Here is a 16,411-nt window from a genome sequence, read left to right as displayed (position 1 = left end):
CGTCAGTCCTGCACGAGGTCGGACGTGTCGCTCGGATCGACCGGGGCGGGCGGAACCTCGCCGCCGATCGAACCGAGTCCGAGAAGGGCATCGAGGCCCACCGTGACGCCGCTCGCCTCGCGAAGGGCCCGCAGCGCGAGCAGGATGCCCTGCTCGTAGGACTCGTCGGAGATCGTGTCGTGACGGATGCTGAGACTCTCGCCGTGGCCGCCGAAGACGACCTGCTGGCTGGCGAGGAGGCCGGCGACGCGCAGGCTGTGCACGGGGATGCTCGCCACCTGCTGGCCGCGGGCGCGCTGGTCCGTGTGCGGGGCGTCGACGGGGCCGAGCTCGGCGCGGGCCCGGGTCATCAGCTCGGCCGTGCGCACGGCGGTACCCGACGGCGAGTCGACCTTGCCAGCATGGTGGGCCTCGACGATCTCGATGGAATCGAAGTAGCGGGCGGCGATGGTGGCGAGCCGCGTGCCGAGCACGGACCCGATCGAGAAGTTGGGGATGAAGACGACGGCACCATCACGCGCTGTGACGCGTGAGGTGACGGCACCGATGCGCTCCTGGCTCCAGCCCGACGTGCCGACGAGCACGCGCAGGCCGTTGTCGACCGCGTACTCCACGATCTCCCCGCTGACGGCCGGATGGCTCACGTCGACGGCGATGTCTGCTCCGAGCATCTCGCTGAGTGCGCTCCGGGAACTCAGCTCGGCGACGAGCTCGAAGTCGTCGGAGTCGCGCACGAGCCGTGAGACGAGGGATCCGAGCCTGCCGGTGGCGCCGATGACGGCAACGCGTGTTGTCACCGGATCAGCCTAGCAATCGGGGCCGACCGCTCCGGTCGTCGCGTGCGCCGTCGATGGGCACGCGCGATGGGCCCATACGCTGGGGGCATGGTGCGCTTCCGCGATGTTCCCGTGACTGATGAGGCGGCTCACGCCCTGCTCGCCGAGTACTTCGCCGAGCGCGCTGCGGGCTTCCCGAGCGCCGGCGGCTACAGGACGACGTTCCCGGCTCCCGAGCAGTTCGTCCCGCCGACCGGGGTGTTCCTGCTGGTCGTCGATGATTCGGCGACGGATGCCGCATCCGACGCCGACACCGACGCCGACGCCGCATCCGACGCCGACACCATCATCGGATGCGGCGGCATCCGTCGCCTGCAGCCTTCCGACGGGGTCGAGGCCGTGCGCTACGAGGTGAAGCACCTCTACCTGCGGCCGAGCGCCCGTGGTCTCGGCGCCGGGCGGGCGCTGCTCACCGAGCTCGAGGGGCGTGCGCGGGCGTACGGCGCGACCGAGGTCGTACTCGACACCAACGCGAGCCTCGAGGCCGCCGGTGCCCTGTATCGACGGGCAGGCTACGTGGATGTCGAGCCGTACAACGACAACCCGAACGCGACGAACTGGTATGCGAAGGGGCTGTAGCCGTATCGCCCCGCCGGGACTGCGGCTGTCCGCGGCGCCTAGGCCGGCAGCGGCTCTGCCAGGCCGGTGCGGAGTTCGACGGGGAGGTGCGCCAGGTCATTGTGGGCGAGGAGGGTCCACGGTCGACCCGGCTTCTGCTGGAGGATCGTGAGTCCGCAATTGGCCTGCGGAATGCTCATCCACCGCCAGTCGGGAGCTCCGAGGGCTTCCCGCACGAACCAGCCGATGATGAAGTTGTGCGTGATCAGCAGGTCGTGCCGCTCGCCACGGGCAGGCTTCAGGAACTCGGCGACGGCGTCCTCCATCTGGGCGCGGCCGGCCTCGATCTCCTCGGGAGTGACGGAGCCGAAGAACGCGTCGAATGCATCCGGTGTCTCGGGCGAGGGGCCAGACGGGATGCAGTCGAACAGGAGGGCCGAGGGCTCCGGCGTGATCGCCGGCATGCGGTCGGCGATGATGGCGGCGGTCTCGGCGGCGCGCTGCAGCGGGGAGTGCCAGGCCGAGTCGAACGGGACTCCGCCGAGGCGCTCGGCCAGCAGCTGCGCCTGGCGCACCCCCCGTGCCGAGAGCGGTCCGTCGGGCAGGCCGTGTTCGGCGTGCTGTTGTTCTCCATGGCGGACCAGGTAGACGTAGTGGGGCACCGGTGTCCCTTTCGTGTGTTGCTGTCGTGCGTACTGCGGTGTACGAGGTACTCGTCGGCCCGATCGGGCCCGGGTCAGCCGGCGTGCGCTCCGACCAGCGGCGTGAAGAGATCGGGGTCGACCGCGCCGACCGCCGAGAGCGAGAGCTCGCGGGAGGCGAGGTAGGCGGCGAGTTCCTGGACGTCGGCCGCCGTCACGAGCCCGACGCGGCGCAGGCCCTCGTCGAGGTCGGTGAACTCCCCCTGGGTGATCTCGGCGCGACCCAGCCGGCTCATCCGGGTGTCGCTGTCTTCGAGGGCGAGGGCCGATGCACCGGAGATCTGGCCGATGGCACGACCCATCTCGGCATCCGTCACGCCCTTCTCGGCCAGCAGGCGCAGCTCGTCGAGCATGAGCTCGGCGACGGGGGCCGCCTTCGCGGGCGAGCACCCGGCGTACATGCCGAAGACGCCGGCATCGGAGTACGCGGCGGCGAAGGAGTAGACCGAGTAGGCGAGACCGCGCTTCTCGCGCACCTCTTGGAACAACCGCGACGACATGCCGCCGCCGAAGATCGAGTTGAGCACGCTCATCGTCATGCGGCGGTCGTCGGTGGCGATCAGGCCGGGAACGCCGACGAACATGTTGACCTGTTCGAGCTGCCGATCGATGACGACGAGTTCGGAACCCCGCGTGATGGCCGAGGCCTCGGCCGGGCGGCGCTCGACGGGGGTCGCCGGCACCGACAGGTCCCAGCCGGCGGATTGGAGTGCCGCCGTGACCGATGCCACGAGCTCGTCGTGATCGACGGCACCGGCGGCCGTGACCACGAGGTCCTGCGGCCTGTAGTTCGCCCTGTAATGGTTCCAGACCGCCTCGCGGGTCGCCGCCTCGATGGTGGCCGGGCTGCCGCCGATCGGGCGCCCGAGGGGGTGATCGCCGAGCACGGCCTCGAAGAAGCGCTCGTTGGCGACGTCGGCCGGGTCGTCCTCGGCCATCGACAGCTCCTCGAGGATGACCCCGCGCTCGTTCTCGAACTCCTCGGGGTCGAGCAGCGACGAGGTGAGCATGTCGGTGAGCACCGCCGCCGCCATCGGCAGGTCGCGGTCGCGCACCTTGGCGTAGTAGCAGGTGTACTCCTTCGCCGTCATGGCGTTATGCTCGCCGCCGACGGCGTCGAAGGAGACGGCGATGTCGAGCGCCGTGCGCGTCGACGTGCCCTTGAAGAGCAGGTGCTCGAGGAAGTGGGTCGACCCGAAGGTTCCCGGATGCGCCGAGCGGCCGTTGATCGCGGCCAGCGCCGGCAACTCGTCACGCGAGCCGACGGCGACCCAGTAGCCGATGGTCGCGCTGCGGGAACCCGGCACGTGTTCGGTGAGGATGCGCACTCCGCTGGGGAGGACCGATCGCCTGACGAGGCAGTCACCTGATGCGGTGAAGCTGAGTTCGGGCATGCCGAGAGGGAGGTCAACTGCGCCGTTCATCACACTCCACCTTAGGCCAGTGCTCGGACACGCACCGGGTTGCGACCCATCCGTGAGACACCCGAGGGGACGCCGAGGCCGTGGGAGGAAGTCAGAGCGTGGCGCGGTCGAGGTCGAGCATGTCTGCCCGCGTGAGGGTGACCCGAGGAGCCGCCATGAGCGACTGCAGTTCGCCGAGCGAGCGCGCCCCAGTGACAGGAGCGACGACGTCACGTCGGGCCAGCAGCCAGGCGATGGCTATCGTCGCCGATGGCACGCCGTGGTCTGCTGCGATGCGGTCGACGACCGAACGGATGCGGTGCAGGCGACGGTTGAGGCGCAGCGCGACGCGGCTGGCGACGCTGGCGGGGATGGATCCGTCGCCGCGGGTGGATCCGGCGAGGACGCCGTGGTTCAGGGGGCTCGACGGGAAGACCGCGAGACCCTGCGCGTTCGCGGACACCGAGACCGACCCCTCGAACGGCACCCGCTCGGCGAGGCTGTACGAGGACTGCACGGCGCGAAAGCGCGGGAGCCCGTTGGCCGCGAGAACGCGCGCCTCGATCAGCCTGTCGGCCGAGAAGCCCGACGCGGCGATGTAGCCGACCTTGCCGGCCTGTACCAGAGCGTCGATGGCGCCGAGGCTCTCTTCGAGCGGGACGGGCACACCGGCGGATTCGCGCATGAACAGCAGGTCGAGTCGCTCGACGCCGAGGCGCTGCAGCGAGGCGTCGACGCCGGCGATGATGTTGGCCGGCGCGAGGCCGGGGAAGTCGGTTCCGCCGCCGACCGTCGTGGCGAGCACGACGTCGTCGCGGCACCGTCGCGCACGGAGCCATGCTCCGATGAGCTGTTCACTGCGTTGAGCGACGACGGCATCGACGGTGTCGATGAGGTTGCCGCCGCCCTCACGGTAGCGGTCGAGCATGTCGACGGAGGTGCGGGGATCGACCGTGCGACCGAATCGCCTGGCGCCGAGGGCGAGCGGGAACACCCACAGGTCGGTGTCGGGGATGTGCCGGCGAGCCGGCGCGGCCGAGGGCTGGATACCGATGGCACCCGAGAACGGCGAGGTGGCCTGGTCGAGTTCGGGAATGACGATCTCGACGGCAGCCTCGGACGAACGTGTGACTGTCCGTGGCACCACCTGAGTCATTCTCAACACCTCCCCTAAGGCTTCTGACAGTAGGGCAGTCCGCCGACACTGCTGCGCCGAATCGCCCGGTATTCCACAACCGTTATAGAAATGTTTGCGAGTGAACGAGAAGTGAACTCGTACGACCCATCGGCGTTACCCGATCGGGCCGTCGGGCCCGTACTTCCGGGCGAGTCGGGCGATTCCACCGGACTGCGCCGTCCGGATGCATCACCCGCGCCCGACCCGTCGGAGTACCGCCTCGGCATGCCTCAGGACAGGCCCGTCGACCATGCGATCGCCGTGCCGGAACACCCCGTGCTCGCGAGCTGCGACCGCGATCACGGCGCGCGCCTCTGCGATCTCCTCGGCGCTCGGAGTGTAGGCCGCGCGGATGGTCTCGACCTGGCCCGGATGGATGCACGCCGTCGCGGCGAAGCCGCTGGCTGCGGCATCCGTCGCCTCGTCCGAGAGACCGGCGAGGTCGGCGATGTCGAGGTGCACGGTGTCGATGGCGGCGATTCCGGCGGCCCCGGCGGCGAGCAGCACCTGGGAACGCGCGTGGTCGGCGACGGCCCGATAGCGGCCGTCGGCGAAGCGGCTCGAGGTGCCGCCGAGCGAGGCCACCAGGTCTTCGGCACCCCACATCAGTGCGACCACGTTCGGCTGCAGCGCTATGGCGGGCGCGGCGAGCACCCCGGCGGCCGTCTCGCACAGTGCCACGACCCTGTAGCCCGCGACGGCGGCCGCGGCATCAGGATGCTCCGCCTTGGGAAGCATCACGTAGCGGTACGGGGTCGCCTCGAGGGCGGAGAGGTCGGCCGAGAAGTCGTGGCTGCCGACGGGGTTGATGCGCACCACGACGCGGTCAGGGTCGAGCGGCGTCTGCAGGAGCGCCTCGCGGGCGTCTTCCCTGTCGTCGGGGGCGACGGCGTCCTCGAGGTCGAGGATGACGGCATCCGCCCGCTCCAGTGCCTTCTCGTAGCGGTCGGGGCGGTTGGCGGGGCAGAACAGCAGGGCCGGCCCGAGGTGGAACGTCATGAGCGCGCCCCCTCGCACCAGACGAGCGTGCTGCGCGAGGCCGTCGCGACGACGACGTCGTGCTGGTTGCGCGCCACGTGGTCGAGGGTGACGATGCCCTGCCCGGGGCGTGATGCCGACAGGCGCTTCGCGGCGACTGTCGTCTCGGCGTAGAGGGTGTCGCCGATGAACACCGGTGCGGGGAACGCCACGGCCCCGAAGCCGAGGTTGGCGACCAGCGTGCCCTGGGTGAGCTGGGCGACGGATGCCCCCACCAGCGTCGACAGCGTGAACATCGAGTTCACCAGCCGCTGCCCGAACGACTCCCCGGCGGCGAACGCGGCGTCGAGGTGCAACGCCTGCGTGTTCATGGTGAGCGTCGTGAACAGCACGTTGTCAGCCTCGGTCACTGTGCGGCCCGGACGATGCAGGTAGCGCGCGTCGAGGTCGAACTCCTCGAACCAGAGCCCCCGCTGCTCGATGTCGCGTGTCATGGCATCCGTCGCCCTTCTGCTCGGTGTGCGCTGTTCAGGCCACCAGCCCGAGCTCACGGGTGATGATCATGAGCTGGACCTCGGTGGTTCCCTCGCCGATCTCGAGGATCTTCGAGTCACGGTAGTGGCGGGCGACGGCGTTCTCGTTGAGGAAGCCGTATCCGCCGAACACCTGCGTCGCATCGCGTGCGTTGTCCATGGCTGCCTCCCCTGCCACCATCTTGGCGATGGACGCCTCGATTTTGAAGGGCTTGCCGGCCACCATCTTGCGAGCGGCGTCGAGCCAGGCGAGGCGGGCCTGGTGCACACGCGCCTGCATCTTCGCGATCTTGAACGCGACGTGCTGGTTCGAGCCGATGGTCGAGCCGAACACCACGCGCTCCTTGGCGTAGCGCAGGGCCTCCTCGAGACAGCCCTGGGCGGCTCCGGTGGCGAGCGCTGCGAAGGCGATGCGGCCCTCGTCGAGCGATTGCAGGAAGTTCGCGTAGCCCCGCCCGCGCTCGCCCAGGAGGTTCGCGGCCGGCACCCGTACGTCTGTGAGGGTGAGCGGATGCGTGTCGCTGGTGTGCCAGCCGACCTTGTCGTACGCGGGTTCGACCGTGAAGCCGGGCGTTCCCGACGGCACGATGATGCTGGAGAGTTCGGGCTTGCGCTCCCCCATGCGCCCCGTGCGTTCCCCCGTCACGGCCGTGATCGTGACGAGGCTCGTGATCGGCGTTCCCGAGTTGGTGATGAACTGCTTCGAGCCGTTGATCACCCAGTCGTCGCCATCGAGCACCGCCGTCGTCGCCGTCGCTCCCGCATCGGATCCGGCCTTCGCCTCGGTCAGTCCGAAACCGGCGAGAGCGCGGCCGGCGAGGAGATCGGGCAACCAGGTCTCGCGCTGGGCCGGAGAACCGTTGCGGTAGATCGGCATGATGCCGAGCCCCACTCCGGCCTCGAGGGTGACGCCGATGGACTGGTCGACCCGGCCGAGCGCCTCGACGGCGAGGCAGAGCTGCACGTAGTCGCCGCCCTGACCGCCGTACTTCTTCGGGAACGGGAGGCCGAACAGTCCCATCTCGCCCATCTGGGCGATGATCTCCATGGGCAGGCGGCGTTCGGTGTCGTAGCCGTAGGCGGCCGGCGCCACGACGGTGTCGGCGAAGTCGCTGACGGTGTCGTAGAGGTGCTGCTCCTCGGCGCTGAGGTCGTAGTTCATTCGCTGGCTCGTTTCTCGCTCGTGGCGATCGGGGTGACGGATGCGACGATGTCGTCGCGACGGACGAGGGCGCCTTCGCTGGTGGCGAGGGAGACCCGTCCGTTGATCGGGGAGGAGACGCGGTGCTCCATCTTCATGGCCTCGATGCTGACGATGGCCTGGCCGGCCTCGACCTCGTCGCCGTCGGCCACGTGCACGGCGGTGACGGTTCCCGGCATGGGGGCGCGGAGCTCGGGGCTGTGATCCTTCCCGACGCGGTCGATGGCGGCCAGGGAGCGGGCCAGACGGGCTGCGCGGGTGAGGACGGTGAGTTCGTAGGCTGCGCTGTCGGAGTGCACCCAGATCGTCGATCCCGATCGGGCGAGCGTCGTGGAGGTGCGGTGAAGGGGCTGCCCCTGAGTCGCACGCGTATCGAGACCCGCCTGCGACGCCACCGCGACCTCGACGAGCGCCTCGTTGACGAGGAAGGTCAGAGTGCGGGGTCGAGGGGTACCCAAGCGGAATCCGGATCGGCTGCGCCAGAGCGGTGAGGCTGGGCCGGGCTGCTGCCTGTCCGTCGCGCCGAGCGCGGCCGCCACTTCGGCGAGCAGCTCGGGCGACGGGACGGGCGGGCTCAGGGGCGGCATCCGGTCGATCAGTCCGGTGTCGAGATCCCCTGACTGCACGGCCGGATCGGCGATCAGGGTGCGCAGGAAGGCGATGTTGGTGTCGACGCCGAGCACCACGGTGTCGGCGAGCGCTGCGTCGAGGCGAGCGAGCGCCTCGACACGGTCGGAGCCGTGCGCGATCACCTTGGCGAGCATGGGGTCGTAGTGGGAACCCACGTCCGATCCCTCGGCGATGCCGCTGTCGATGCGGATGCCGGCCCCCTGGGGCTCCGCGTAGGCGAGCACGGTGCCGGTCGACGGCAGGAACCCGCGCTCCGGGCTCTCGGCGTAGACGCGTGCTTCGATGGCGTGGCCGGTGAGGCGGACGTCGGACTGCGCGAAGGCGAGGGGCTCCCCCGCTGCGACTCTGAGCTGCTGTTCGACCAGGTCGAACCCCGTCACGAGCTCGGTTACCGGATGCTCCACCTGGAGGCGCGTGTTCATCTCGATGAAGAAGAAGTCGTCCGGCCTGCTCGCCGACACGAGGAACTCGACGGTTCCGGCGCCGCGATAGTCCACACTGCGGGCGGCGTCGCAGGCGGCGCGCCCGATGCGCTCGCGGGTCTCGGCATCGAGCAGCGGCGACGGCGCCTCCTCGATCACCTTCTGGTGGCGGCGCTGCAGCGAGCACTCGCGCTCGCCGAGGTGCACGACGGCGCCGTGGGCGTCGGCGAGAACCTGCACCTCGATGTGGCGGGGCTGCTCGATGTAGCGCTCGAGCAGCAGAGTGTCGTCTCCGAAGGCCGATGCAGCGACGCGACGCGCTCCGGCGATCGCCTCGGGCAACTCCTCGGCGGCCCGCGCGAGCTGCATGCCCTTGCCGCCACCTCCGGCCGACGGCTTGATGAGCAGCGGGAAGCCGACGCCGAGCGCGGCGTCGGCCAGGGCCGCGTCGTCTAGGGAGGCATCCGAGACTCCGGGCACCACGGGAACGGCCGACCCTGCGACGTGCAGCTTGGCGCGGATCTTGTCGCCCATGACCTCGAGCGCCTGCTCCCCCGGTCCGATGAAGACGATGCCTGCGGCCTCGCACGCTGCTGCGAAGGCCTCGTTCTCGCTGAGGAATCCGTAGCCGGGGTGGATGGCCTGGGCACCCGTGCCGAGGGCGGCGGAGATGACGCGTTCCCCGTCGAGATAGCTCTCGCGCGCATCGGCCGGGCCGAGGCGCACAGCGGTGTCGGCGAGGCGCACGTGGACCGCATCCGCATCGGCGTCGCTGTAGACGGCGACGGAACGGATGCCGAGGCGTCGGAGCGTGCGGATGACTCGCACGGCGATCTCGCCGCGGTTGGCGACGAGCACGGTGTGGAAGAGGGGCGCGCCCTGGGCGGCGCCGGTGTTCTCGATGGTCATGGCCGTCACATCCGGAACAGGCCGAAGCGGGGTTCGGGCAGCGGGGTGCGCGAGCACACGTCGAGGGCGAGGCCGAGCACGGTGCGGGTGTCGGCCGGGTCGATGATGCCGTCGTCCCAGAGGCGGGCCGTCGAGTAGTACGGGCTGCCCTGGGTCTCGTACTGCTCTCGGATCGGGGCGGTGAATGCGGCCTCGTCGTCGGAAGACCACTCCTGTCCGCGGGCCTCGAGCTGGTCGCGCTTGACCGTGGCGAGCACGGATGCGGCCTGCGGACCGCCCATGACGCTGATGCGGGCGTTCGGCCACATCCAGAGGAAGCGCGGCGAGTAGGCACGTCCGCACATCGAGTAGTTGCCGGCGCCGAAGCTGCCGCCGATGACGACGGTGAGCTTCGGCACCCGCGTGGTCGCGACGGCCGTGACCATCTTGGCTCCGTGCTTGGCGATGCCGCCGGCCTCGGCATCGCGGCCCACCATGAAGCCCGAGATGTTCTGGAGGAAGACCAGCGGGATGCCGCGCTGATCGCACAGCTCGATGAAGTGCGCGCCCTTCATGGCCGACTCGCTGAACAGCACGCCGTTGTTGGCGACGATGCCGACCGGGTGGCCGTGGATGCGGGCGAACCCCGTGACGAGGGTGTCGCCGTACTCCTTCTTGAACTCGTGGAAGGCGGTGCCGGTGTCGGCGCCGGGCGCCGGCGCGTCGATGATGCGGGCGATCACCTCGTGCACGTCGTAGGGCTGCTGCACGTCGACGGGGACCACCGAGGCGAGGTCGCCGGCATCCGTCGCCGGAGGCATCGACTCGGTCACCGTCCACGCTGATGCCGCGGGCTGCGGCAGCGTCGCCACGATGTCGCGCACGATGGCGAGGGCGTGCTCGTCGTTCTCGGCGAGGTGGTCGGTGACGCCCGAGGTGTGGGCGTGGAGCTCGCCGCCGCCGAGCTCCTCAGGGGTGACGACCTCGCCGATGGCCGCCTTCACGAGCGGCGGACCGCCGAGGAAGATGGTGCCCTGCCCGCGCACGATGACAGTCTCGTCGCTCATGGCCGGGACGTAGGCGCCTCCGGCCGTGCAGGAGCCGAGCACGGCCGAGACCTGCGGGATGCCGGCTGCCGACATCCGTGCCTGGTTGAAGAAGATGCGACCGAAGTGATCGCGGTCGGGGAATACCTCGTCCTGCTTGGGCAGGAACGCGCCGCCGGAGTCGACGAGGTAGATGCACGGCAGCCGATTCTCGAAGGCGATCTCCTGTGCGCGCAGGTGCTTCTTGACAGTCATCGGGTAGTACGTGCCGCCCTTGACCGTGGCGTCGTTGGCGATGACGAGCACATGGCGCCCGCGCACCAGGCCGATGCCGGCGATGAGGCCGGCTGCCGGTGTCGCGTCGTCGTAGAGGCCGTCGCCGGCGAGCGGCGCGATCTCGAGGAACGGGCTGCCGTCGTCGAGGAGCCGGTCCACCCTGTCGCGCGGGAGCAGCTTCCCCCGCCCGGTGTGGCGGTCGCGTGACTCGGCGCTCCCACCCTCGGCCGCGATGGCGAGCCTGGCGTGCAGCTCGGCGACGAGGGCCCGCTGGGCGTCGGCGTTCGCGCGCGGGCCTGGTGCTGTGTCCGCCGGGCTGGGCGCGCTGGGGGTGGGCGGCATCCGGTGTTCTCGTCTCCATCGACGGCGCGGTGCCTTGTGGACTCCGCGTGATTTCGGTTAGTGTTCACTAACTGAATCCGATGTTAGCGATCGTTAACTGAAATGGCAAGCGATGAACGAGACCACCGAGCGGGCGCAGGCCAAGGCCGACCGTCGCGGCAGTCTCCTGTCCGCAGCCGCCACTCTGTTCGCCGAGCGTGGATTCGCCGGGGTGTCCATCGGCGACCTGGGTGCGGCCGCCGGCGTGAGCGGCCCGGCGGTGTACAGGCACTTCCCCGGCAAGCAGGCCGTGCTGGCGGCCATCCTCGTCGATGCGAGCACGGGCCTGCTCGACGGCGGCCGCACCGTGGTCGAGGCGGCACCCGACGCTTCGCACGCACTGACCGGCCTCGTGAGCTTCCACGTCGACTTCGCCCTCGCCAACGCCGACGTCATCCTCGTGCAGGACCGCGACATCTCCAGCCTCGCCGCATCCGACAGCCATGCCGTGCGCAGCCTGCAGCGTCGCTACGTCGAGCTCTGGGTGGGCGTGCTGGCGCTGCTGCATCCGTCGCGAACGGATGCCGAACTGCGCGTGCGCGCCCACGCAGCGTTCGGCCTCATGAACTCCACGCCGCACAGCGCCCGCACCGGAGCGCGTCAGCCCGCCGCTGCCGCCGTGCGTGCGGCGCTGGAGCAGATGGCGCTGGCGGCCCTCGAGGCATAGGCGCGCTCCCATCGCCGTGCCCGCTCGCAGGTTCACGTGCCCGTTTGCTTGCGTAATTCAGGCTTGGACGGCCGACGCGCCACACCCACGATGCTCCTTGGCGACGCGTCGCGAGATCCGGCCTGAATCGCGTGCAGCGTCGTAGGCGGGTGGGGCTCCTCCGCAACGATCACTGGCGGCGTGAGGAAGCACATGTCGACACCGCCTTCGGAGATCTTCCACCGTAGGGAGGAGTCTCGATCGATGCCGACCTTCCCTACTCTCATGGACTCTCTTGGACAGATCGCTCAGACACGCACCCTGGCCCGGCACGGCGCACGAAGAGCGGATGTCGAGAGAGCACTCCGCGATGGTGAGCTCACGCGCGTGCGACGGGGGTGGTTCGCTACGGCGAAGGCGGACGCCGATCAGCTTCGTGCCGTCGCGCTGGGCGGTCGCATCGGCTGTGTGAGTGCCCTGCGCCGGTGGGGCGTCTGGTCCGGAGTCGGCGACACGCTCCACATCCAGGTCGCGGCGAACGCGGCCCGGCTGCGTCGCGAAGCGGGTAGGAGCTCATCGAGCACGGCGAGAGGAGTCTGGCATCCATCGATCGACCCGCAACTCACAGCGACGAGCGAGGTACGCCTCGCCGGAGTCGGTGAGCCCACCGTGCACTGGAACGAGCTCACTGGGACCGGCGGGTTGGATTGGATCGTCTCACCCGGCCAGGCGCTCGCCCAGGCGCTGCTGTGCCAGGACGATGAGCATGCGATCGCCTGCATGGACTCCATCCTCCGTCGAGGTGTCCTCAAGCGGATCGAGGTCGAGCGTGTGGTGGCCGCACTTCCTCACAGGATCCGTGGTCTCCTCACCGAACTCACGCCGGAGGCGGACTCGGGGTGGGAGTCGATCTTCATCACTCGAGTGCGGCGTGGTGGGTACTCGGTCGTGGCGCAACCCGAAGTCGTCGGAGTGGGGCGTCTCGACGGGATCATCGAGGACTGCGTCGGCTTCGAGGTGAACGGGATGGAGTTCCACAGCGGCAACGAAGCCGTACTCAGGGATACCGGGCGCGTGCTTGGAGCGCAGGGCCTGGGAATGATGATGCTCACGGTCAATCCCCCACACATCCACACCCACTGGAAGTCCACCTGGGCGACGGTCGTGCGCGTCGTCGAGGATGCGCAGGCCCTGCGCGCGCTGCGTCACCCGCGGGGCGTCCCTCTCACCGACGCCGAACTCGCGCACATTTCAGGCCAGAACTGAGAGACGCCGTAGATCTGCGCTGCACCACCGGCGTGGCGATGGATGCGGCCTGAATTGTGCGCGTGACGAAGGCGGACAGCCGTCGCTCAGCGGGCGAGGGCCGCCGCGATACGGCGGGCGCCGTACTCGAACGCCTCGTCGACGTCGCCTCCGAGGCGGAAGGCTCCGGCGAGCTCCATGCTGATGAACCCGTTCGCCCACGCGGTGATGGTGCGCGCCGCGGGTAGGGCGTCGTCGGAGCCGGCCAGCCGCTCGGCGACGCTGAGCACAGCCGCACTCGAGCGCTGGAGCGCGCTCGCCCTCGCAGCATCCGGTACGTCGGCGAAGATCAGGCGATACTCGGCGGGGTTCTCGCGGGAGAAGGAGCGCATGGTTCGGGCGAGCTCGATGAGATCGTCGCCGGCATCCACGCCGCCATCGGCGAGAGCGGCGTCGATGCGCACGTCGAGATCGTGGAGCGAGGCCTCGACGACGAGGCGCAGGAGGTCATCGCGGCCGCGCACCCTCTTGTACAGCGACGGCGCGCGCACCCCCACCCGCTGGGCGACGGCCTGCATGGTGAGGCCCGGAAGGCCGTCGGAGCGCAGGATGTCGCGGCCCGCCGCGATGATGGCGTCGAGCGAGGTGCGGTCGGGGGTCGGCATCCGTGTCTCCTTCGAAGTGTCGAGTGATGTCGAGCGTAGCTGATGGCTATTGACTTTAGCCATCAAGGCTACGTACCATAGCCATCACGACGATCATCACACACATCCGAAGGATCGACCCATGCAACTCGCGCCATCACTGCACCGCATCGGCAACGACATCGTGGCCGCCTACCTGGTCGACACCGCCGACGGCATCACCATCGTCGACGCCGGCCTCGCCGGCCACTGGGGCGAACTCGAGAAGGAACTCGCCGCGATGGGTCGCGACCTCTCCGACGTGCGCGGACTCGTCCTCACGCACGGCGACACCGATCACATCGGCTTCGCGGAGAGGCTCCGTCGAGAGCACGGCGTTCCCGTCTTCGTCCACGAGGCCGATGCCGCCAGGGCCCGCGGCGAGATCAAGCCCGAGGCGGAGTGGGGACGGATGCGACTCGGTGCCGTCGCCCGCTTCTTCTGGTACGCGGCCCGGAAGGGCGGCCTGCGCACCACCTACCTGAGCGAGGTCACGACCATGCGCGACGGCGACGTGCTCGACCTGCCGGGAGCGCCGCGCATCATCGGGCTGCCCGGACACTCGGCCGGAAGCGTGGCCGTCTACGTTCCGAGCGTGAGTGCAGTCTTCGTCGGCGATGCCCTCACCACCCGACACGTGCTCACCGGGCGGCGAGGCCCGCAGCCGGCTCCCTTCACCGACGAGCCGGCGCTGGCGATCGACTCGCTCTCACGGCTCGAGGGCCTCGGCGCGACGTGGGTGCTGCCGGGGCACGGGACACCGTGGAATGGCGGCAGCGACGAGATCGTGCGTCTGGTGCGGGCTGCGGCATCCGACGGGGCGTCTCGGCCCTCCTGACGCGCGGGACTCCTCGCCGCTCGCCACTTCTGGCCGCTACGGCCGTCCCCATGCGGCCACACGTGGCGAGCGGGCGATGGAGGAGCGGCCACACGTGGCGAGCGGGCGATGGAGGAGCGGCCATACGTGGCGAGCGGGACGCCGACTCGATAGCGGATGGCCGACGAACGACCGAGCGCGAAGCCACGCACCCTCACTCCTCCGCCGGCGTCGCTCCCTGCTCGTCGGCGATGGCCTGGATGCGCTTCGCCAACCGCACGTCGCGCGCAGTCACGCCATCGGCGTCGTGGGAGGTCAGGTCGAAGACGATCGATCCGTAACCGACGAGCACGTCGGGATGGTGGTCGAGTTCGTCGGCCACCACGGCGACGGCGTCGAGGAGCCGCACCGCGCTCGCGAAGTCGGCGGTGGAGAACGACGCCGTCAGTGAATCGTCCTCGTGGATGAAGGCCGTGCCGTCGAGCTCGGCGGCGGTGTCGGAGGGTTCGAGGGTTGCCATGGGGTCATACTCCTCCCCCAGCGCGCTCGCTGGATAGCGGCATCCGGAACCTCACGACCATCGGGCGACGGATGCGTCACACCATCGCGAGCGCCCGGGCCGGGTCGCGCAGCATCGTGCCGATGTCGGCGAGGAAGCGCGAGCCCTGTTCGCCGTCGACGAGCCTGTGGTCGAACGACAGGCTGAGCGTCATCACGTCACGCAGGGCGATGCCGCCGTCGTGCTCGCGCGGCTCCCGTCGCACGGCGCCCATCGCGAGGATGGCCGCCTCCCCGGGATTCAGGATGGGGGTACCCGCATCGATGCCGAAGACCCCGATGTTGGTGATCGAGATCGTGCCACCGGCCAATCGCGCCGGCTCGGTGCGACCCTCGCGAGCCGTCGCGGTGAGCAGTGCGAGCGCATCGGCGAGCGCCGGCAGGGTGAGGTCGCCGGCATCCGGGATGTTCGGCACGACCAGCCCGCGCGGCGTCGCGGCGGCGATGCCGAGGTTCACGTAGTGGAACTCGACGATCTCCTGGGCGGCCTCGTCCCAGTGCGTGTTGAGTGAGGGGTTGCGCGTGAGCGCGATGCACAGCGCCTTGGCCACGATCGCGAGGATGCCGATGCGGTGTTCGGTGAGCGCCCGATCCTGCTTGAGGCGCGCGAGCAGCTCCATGGTCGCCGTGACGTCGACGGCGAGGAACTCCGTGACGTGAGGCGCCGTGAAGGCGCTCTGCACCATCGCCGCTGCAGTGTGCTTGCGCACACTGCGGATGGGCGTCCGCGTCTGCCGCGCTGAGGGCTCAGGGGCCGGCTGGTTCGGGACAGTGCCGACCCCTGAGGGCATGACGGATGCTGCAGCCTCCACGTCGTCGCGCGTGATCAGGCCGTGCTCGCCCGTGCCCATGAGCTGCGCCAGGTCGACGCCGAGATCGTGCGCCAGCTTGCGCACGGGCGGAGTCGAGCGTGGGCGCTCGGCGGGCTGGGCTGTGCTCGGCCGCGATGGCGTCGGAGCGGGCGTCTGCGTCGTGGTTTCGGGCGCCGGTGCGCTCGCCAGCGGCGCCGGAGCCGTCGTCGTCGTCGAGACGGTCTCGGCCGCCGGTACCACCGGCGCCTCCCCCACCGCCCGACGTGCGCGCCGCTGCGGCGTCCCGCTCTCGGCGCGCGCGCCGTAGCCGACGAGGTTCGGTTGCGGCGCGTCGGCGCCGGAATCCGTCGACCGAGCGGCGGCATCCGGAGCCGCACCACCCTCGACCTCGAAGGAAACTATGGGCTCCCCCACGTTCACGGTCACTCCGGGCTCGGCGTACAGCCGCGCCACGATGCCCGCATACGGCGACGGCAGCTCGACGATGGCCTTGGCGGTCTCGACCTCGGCGATCACCTGGTTGAGTGTCACCGTGTCGCCGACGCCGACGTGCCAGTTCACGATCTCGGACTCGGTGAGGCCCTCACCCAGGTCGGGCAGGCGGAAGTCCAGCAGCACGC

At 70.0% G+C, this 16,411-nt stretch carries 16 protein-coding genes; 4 read left to right on the top strand and 12 right to left on the bottom strand.

The features are described 5' to 3' along the window. Positions 1–2 precede the first annotated feature (2 nt). The gene (gene dapB, locus ASF30_RS07350; protein ID WP_055903992.1) at positions 3–797 is read right to left on the bottom strand and encodes a 4-hydroxy-tetrahydrodipicolinate reductase; all 795 of its coding nucleotides are present in this window, start codon (positions 795–797) and stop codon (positions 3–5) included. Between the two features lie 87 nt (positions 798–884). Here dapB and ASF30_RS07345 point away from each other — a divergent pair, with 87 nt between their 5' ends. Then, the gene (locus ASF30_RS07345) at positions 885–1,415 is read left to right on the top strand and encodes a GNAT family N-acetyltransferase (protein WP_055903989.1); all 531 of its coding nucleotides are present in this window, start codon (positions 885–887) and stop codon (positions 1,413–1,415) included. Between the two features lie 38 nt (positions 1,416–1,453). Here the strand turns inward: ASF30_RS07345 and ASF30_RS07340 are convergent, their stop codons facing one another. The 8 genes from ASF30_RS07340 to ASF30_RS07305 form a co-directional block, all read right to left on the bottom strand. Beyond that, positions 1,454–2,056, bottom strand: coding sequence for a histidine phosphatase family protein (locus ASF30_RS07340; RefSeq protein ID WP_055903986.1), 603 nt, complete (start codon positions 2,054–2,056; stop codon positions 1,454–1,456). A gap of 74 nt (positions 2,057–2,130) precedes the next feature. Beyond that, a complete protein-coding gene (locus tag ASF30_RS07335; protein WP_055903983.1) occupies positions 2,131–3,519 on the bottom strand; it encodes a M16 family metallopeptidase in 1,389 nt (462 codons plus the stop codon). Positions 3,520–3,610: 91 nt separating this feature from the next. After that, positions 3,611–4,642, bottom strand: coding sequence for an aldo/keto reductase (locus ASF30_RS07330; RefSeq protein ID WP_162240730.1), 1,032 nt, complete (start codon positions 4,640–4,642; stop codon positions 3,611–3,613). A gap of 222 nt (positions 4,643–4,864) precedes the next feature. Beyond that, positions 4,865–5,674 carry an HpcH/HpaI aldolase/citrate lyase family protein gene (locus tag ASF30_RS07325; protein WP_055903976.1) on the bottom strand — a complete coding sequence of 270 codons (810 nt, stop codon included), beginning with the start codon at positions 5,672–5,674 and terminating at the stop codon, positions 4,865–4,867. Continuing rightward, on the bottom strand, positions 5,671–6,147 hold the full coding sequence (locus tag ASF30_RS07320) for a MaoC family dehydratase (protein ID WP_055903973.1): 477 nt from the start codon (positions 6,145–6,147) through the stop codon (positions 5,671–5,673). The genes ASF30_RS07325 and ASF30_RS07320 overlap by 4 nt, the downstream gene beginning before the upstream one ends. Before the next feature lie 34 nt (positions 6,148–6,181). After that, positions 6,182–7,348 (bottom strand): acyl-CoA dehydrogenase family protein, encoded by a 1,167-nt coding sequence (locus tag ASF30_RS07315; protein WP_055903970.1) that lies wholly within the window; start codon positions 7,346–7,348, stop codon positions 6,182–6,184. Then, a complete protein-coding gene (locus tag ASF30_RS07310) occupies positions 7,345–9,348 on the bottom strand; it encodes an acetyl/propionyl/methylcrotonyl-CoA carboxylase subunit alpha (protein ID WP_055903967.1) in 2,004 nt (667 codons plus the stop codon). Before ASF30_RS07310 ends, ASF30_RS07315 begins: the two co-directional genes overlap by 4 nt. 5 nt (positions 9,349–9,353) lie before the next feature. Next, on the bottom strand, positions 9,354–10,991 hold the full coding sequence (locus tag ASF30_RS07305) for a carboxyl transferase domain-containing protein (protein ID WP_055903964.1): 1,638 nt from the start codon (positions 10,989–10,991) through the stop codon (positions 9,354–9,356). Positions 10,992–11,103: 112 nt separating this feature from the next. On the opposite strand from ASF30_RS07305, the gene ASF30_RS07300 reads away from it, so the two are divergent. Both ASF30_RS07300 and ASF30_RS07295 read left to right on the top strand, forming a co-directional pair. Next, positions 11,104–11,697: an SACE_7040 family transcriptional regulator gene (locus ASF30_RS07300; RefSeq protein ID WP_055903961.1), complete on the top strand. Its 594-nt coding sequence runs from the start codon at positions 11,104–11,106 to the stop codon at positions 11,695–11,697. A gap of 447 nt (positions 11,698–12,144) precedes the next feature. Further along, positions 12,145–12,942: a hypothetical protein gene (locus ASF30_RS07295; protein ID WP_157497062.1), complete on the top strand. Its 798-nt coding sequence runs from the start codon at positions 12,145–12,147 to the stop codon at positions 12,940–12,942. An 86-nt stretch (positions 12,943–13,028) separates the two neighbouring features. Here the strand turns inward: ASF30_RS07295 and ASF30_RS07290 are convergent, their stop codons facing one another. After that, on the bottom strand, positions 13,029–13,586 hold the full coding sequence (locus ASF30_RS07290; protein WP_055903955.1) for a TetR/AcrR family transcriptional regulator: 558 nt from the start codon (positions 13,584–13,586) through the stop codon (positions 13,029–13,031). A 121-nt stretch (positions 13,587–13,707) separates the two neighbouring features. Here ASF30_RS07290 and ASF30_RS07285 point away from each other — a divergent pair, with 121 nt between their 5' ends. Then, complete coding sequence (locus ASF30_RS07285) at positions 13,708–14,442, top strand: MBL fold metallo-hydrolase (protein WP_055903952.1); 735 nt, start codon at positions 13,708–13,710, stop codon at positions 14,440–14,442. A 193-nt stretch (positions 14,443–14,635) separates the two neighbouring features. On the opposite strand, the gene ASF30_RS07280 is transcribed toward ASF30_RS07285, so the two are convergent. Both ASF30_RS07280 and ASF30_RS07275 read right to left on the bottom strand, forming a co-directional pair. Beyond that, the gene (locus ASF30_RS07280; protein ID WP_055903950.1) at positions 14,636–14,941 is read right to left on the bottom strand and encodes a 4a-hydroxytetrahydrobiopterin dehydratase; all 306 of its coding nucleotides are present in this window, start codon (positions 14,939–14,941) and stop codon (positions 14,636–14,638) included. 76 nt (positions 14,942–15,017) lie between these two features. Beyond that, positions 15,018–16,409 (bottom strand): dihydrolipoamide acetyltransferase family protein, encoded by a 1,392-nt coding sequence (locus tag ASF30_RS07275; protein WP_055904796.1) that lies wholly within the window; start codon positions 16,407–16,409, stop codon positions 15,018–15,020. Positions 16,410–16,411: the final 2 nt, after the last annotated feature.

Origin of the sequence: Leifsonia sp. Leaf264 (assembly GCF_001422325.1) — a bacterium.
Classification (GTDB): Bacteria; Actinomycetota; Actinomycetes; order Actinomycetales; family Microbacteriaceae; genus Orlajensenia.
This window is presented reverse-complemented; position numbering and strand designations above follow the sequence as displayed.

Bases quoted from the DNA above. Each gene is read 5' to 3' on its own strand.
- ASF30_RS07345 (WP_055903989.1), top strand. From the start codon at position 885: ATGGTGCGCTTCCGCGATGTTCCCGTGACTGATGAGGCGGCTCACGCC.
- ASF30_RS07335 (WP_055903983.1), bottom strand. From the start codon at position 3,519: ATGAACGGCGCAGTTGACCTCCCTCTCGGCATGCCCGAACTCAGCTTC.
- ASF30_RS07325 (WP_055903976.1), bottom strand. From the start codon at position 5,674: ATGACGTTCCACCTCGGGCCGGCCCTGCTGTTCTGCCCCGCCAACCGC.
- ASF30_RS07320 (WP_055903973.1), bottom strand. From the start codon at position 6,147: ATGACACGCGACATCGAGCAGCGGGGGCTCTGGTTCGAGGAGTTCGAC.
- ASF30_RS07315 (WP_055903970.1), bottom strand. From the start codon at position 7,348: ATGAACTACGACCTCAGCGCCGAGGAGCAGCACCTCTACGACACCGTC.
- ASF30_RS07310 (WP_055903967.1), bottom strand. From the start codon at position 9,348: ATGACCATCGAGAACACCGGCGCCGCCCAGGGCGCGCCCCTCTTCCAC.
- ASF30_RS07305 (WP_055903964.1), bottom strand. From the start codon at position 10,991: ATGCCGCCCACCCCCAGCGCGCCCAGCCCGGCGGACACAGCACCAGGC.
- ASF30_RS07300 (WP_055903961.1), top strand. From the start codon at position 11,104: ATGAACGAGACCACCGAGCGGGCGCAGGCCAAGGCCGACCGTCGCGGC.
- ASF30_RS07290 (WP_055903955.1), bottom strand. From the start codon at position 13,586: ATGCCGACCCCCGACCGCACCTCGCTCGACGCCATCATCGCGGCGGGC.
- ASF30_RS07285 (WP_055903952.1), top strand. From the start codon at position 13,708: ATGCAACTCGCGCCATCACTGCACCGCATCGGCAACGACATCGTGGCC.
- ASF30_RS07280 (WP_055903950.1), bottom strand. From the start codon at position 14,941: ATGGCAACCCTCGAACCCTCCGACACCGCCGCCGAGCTCGACGGCACG.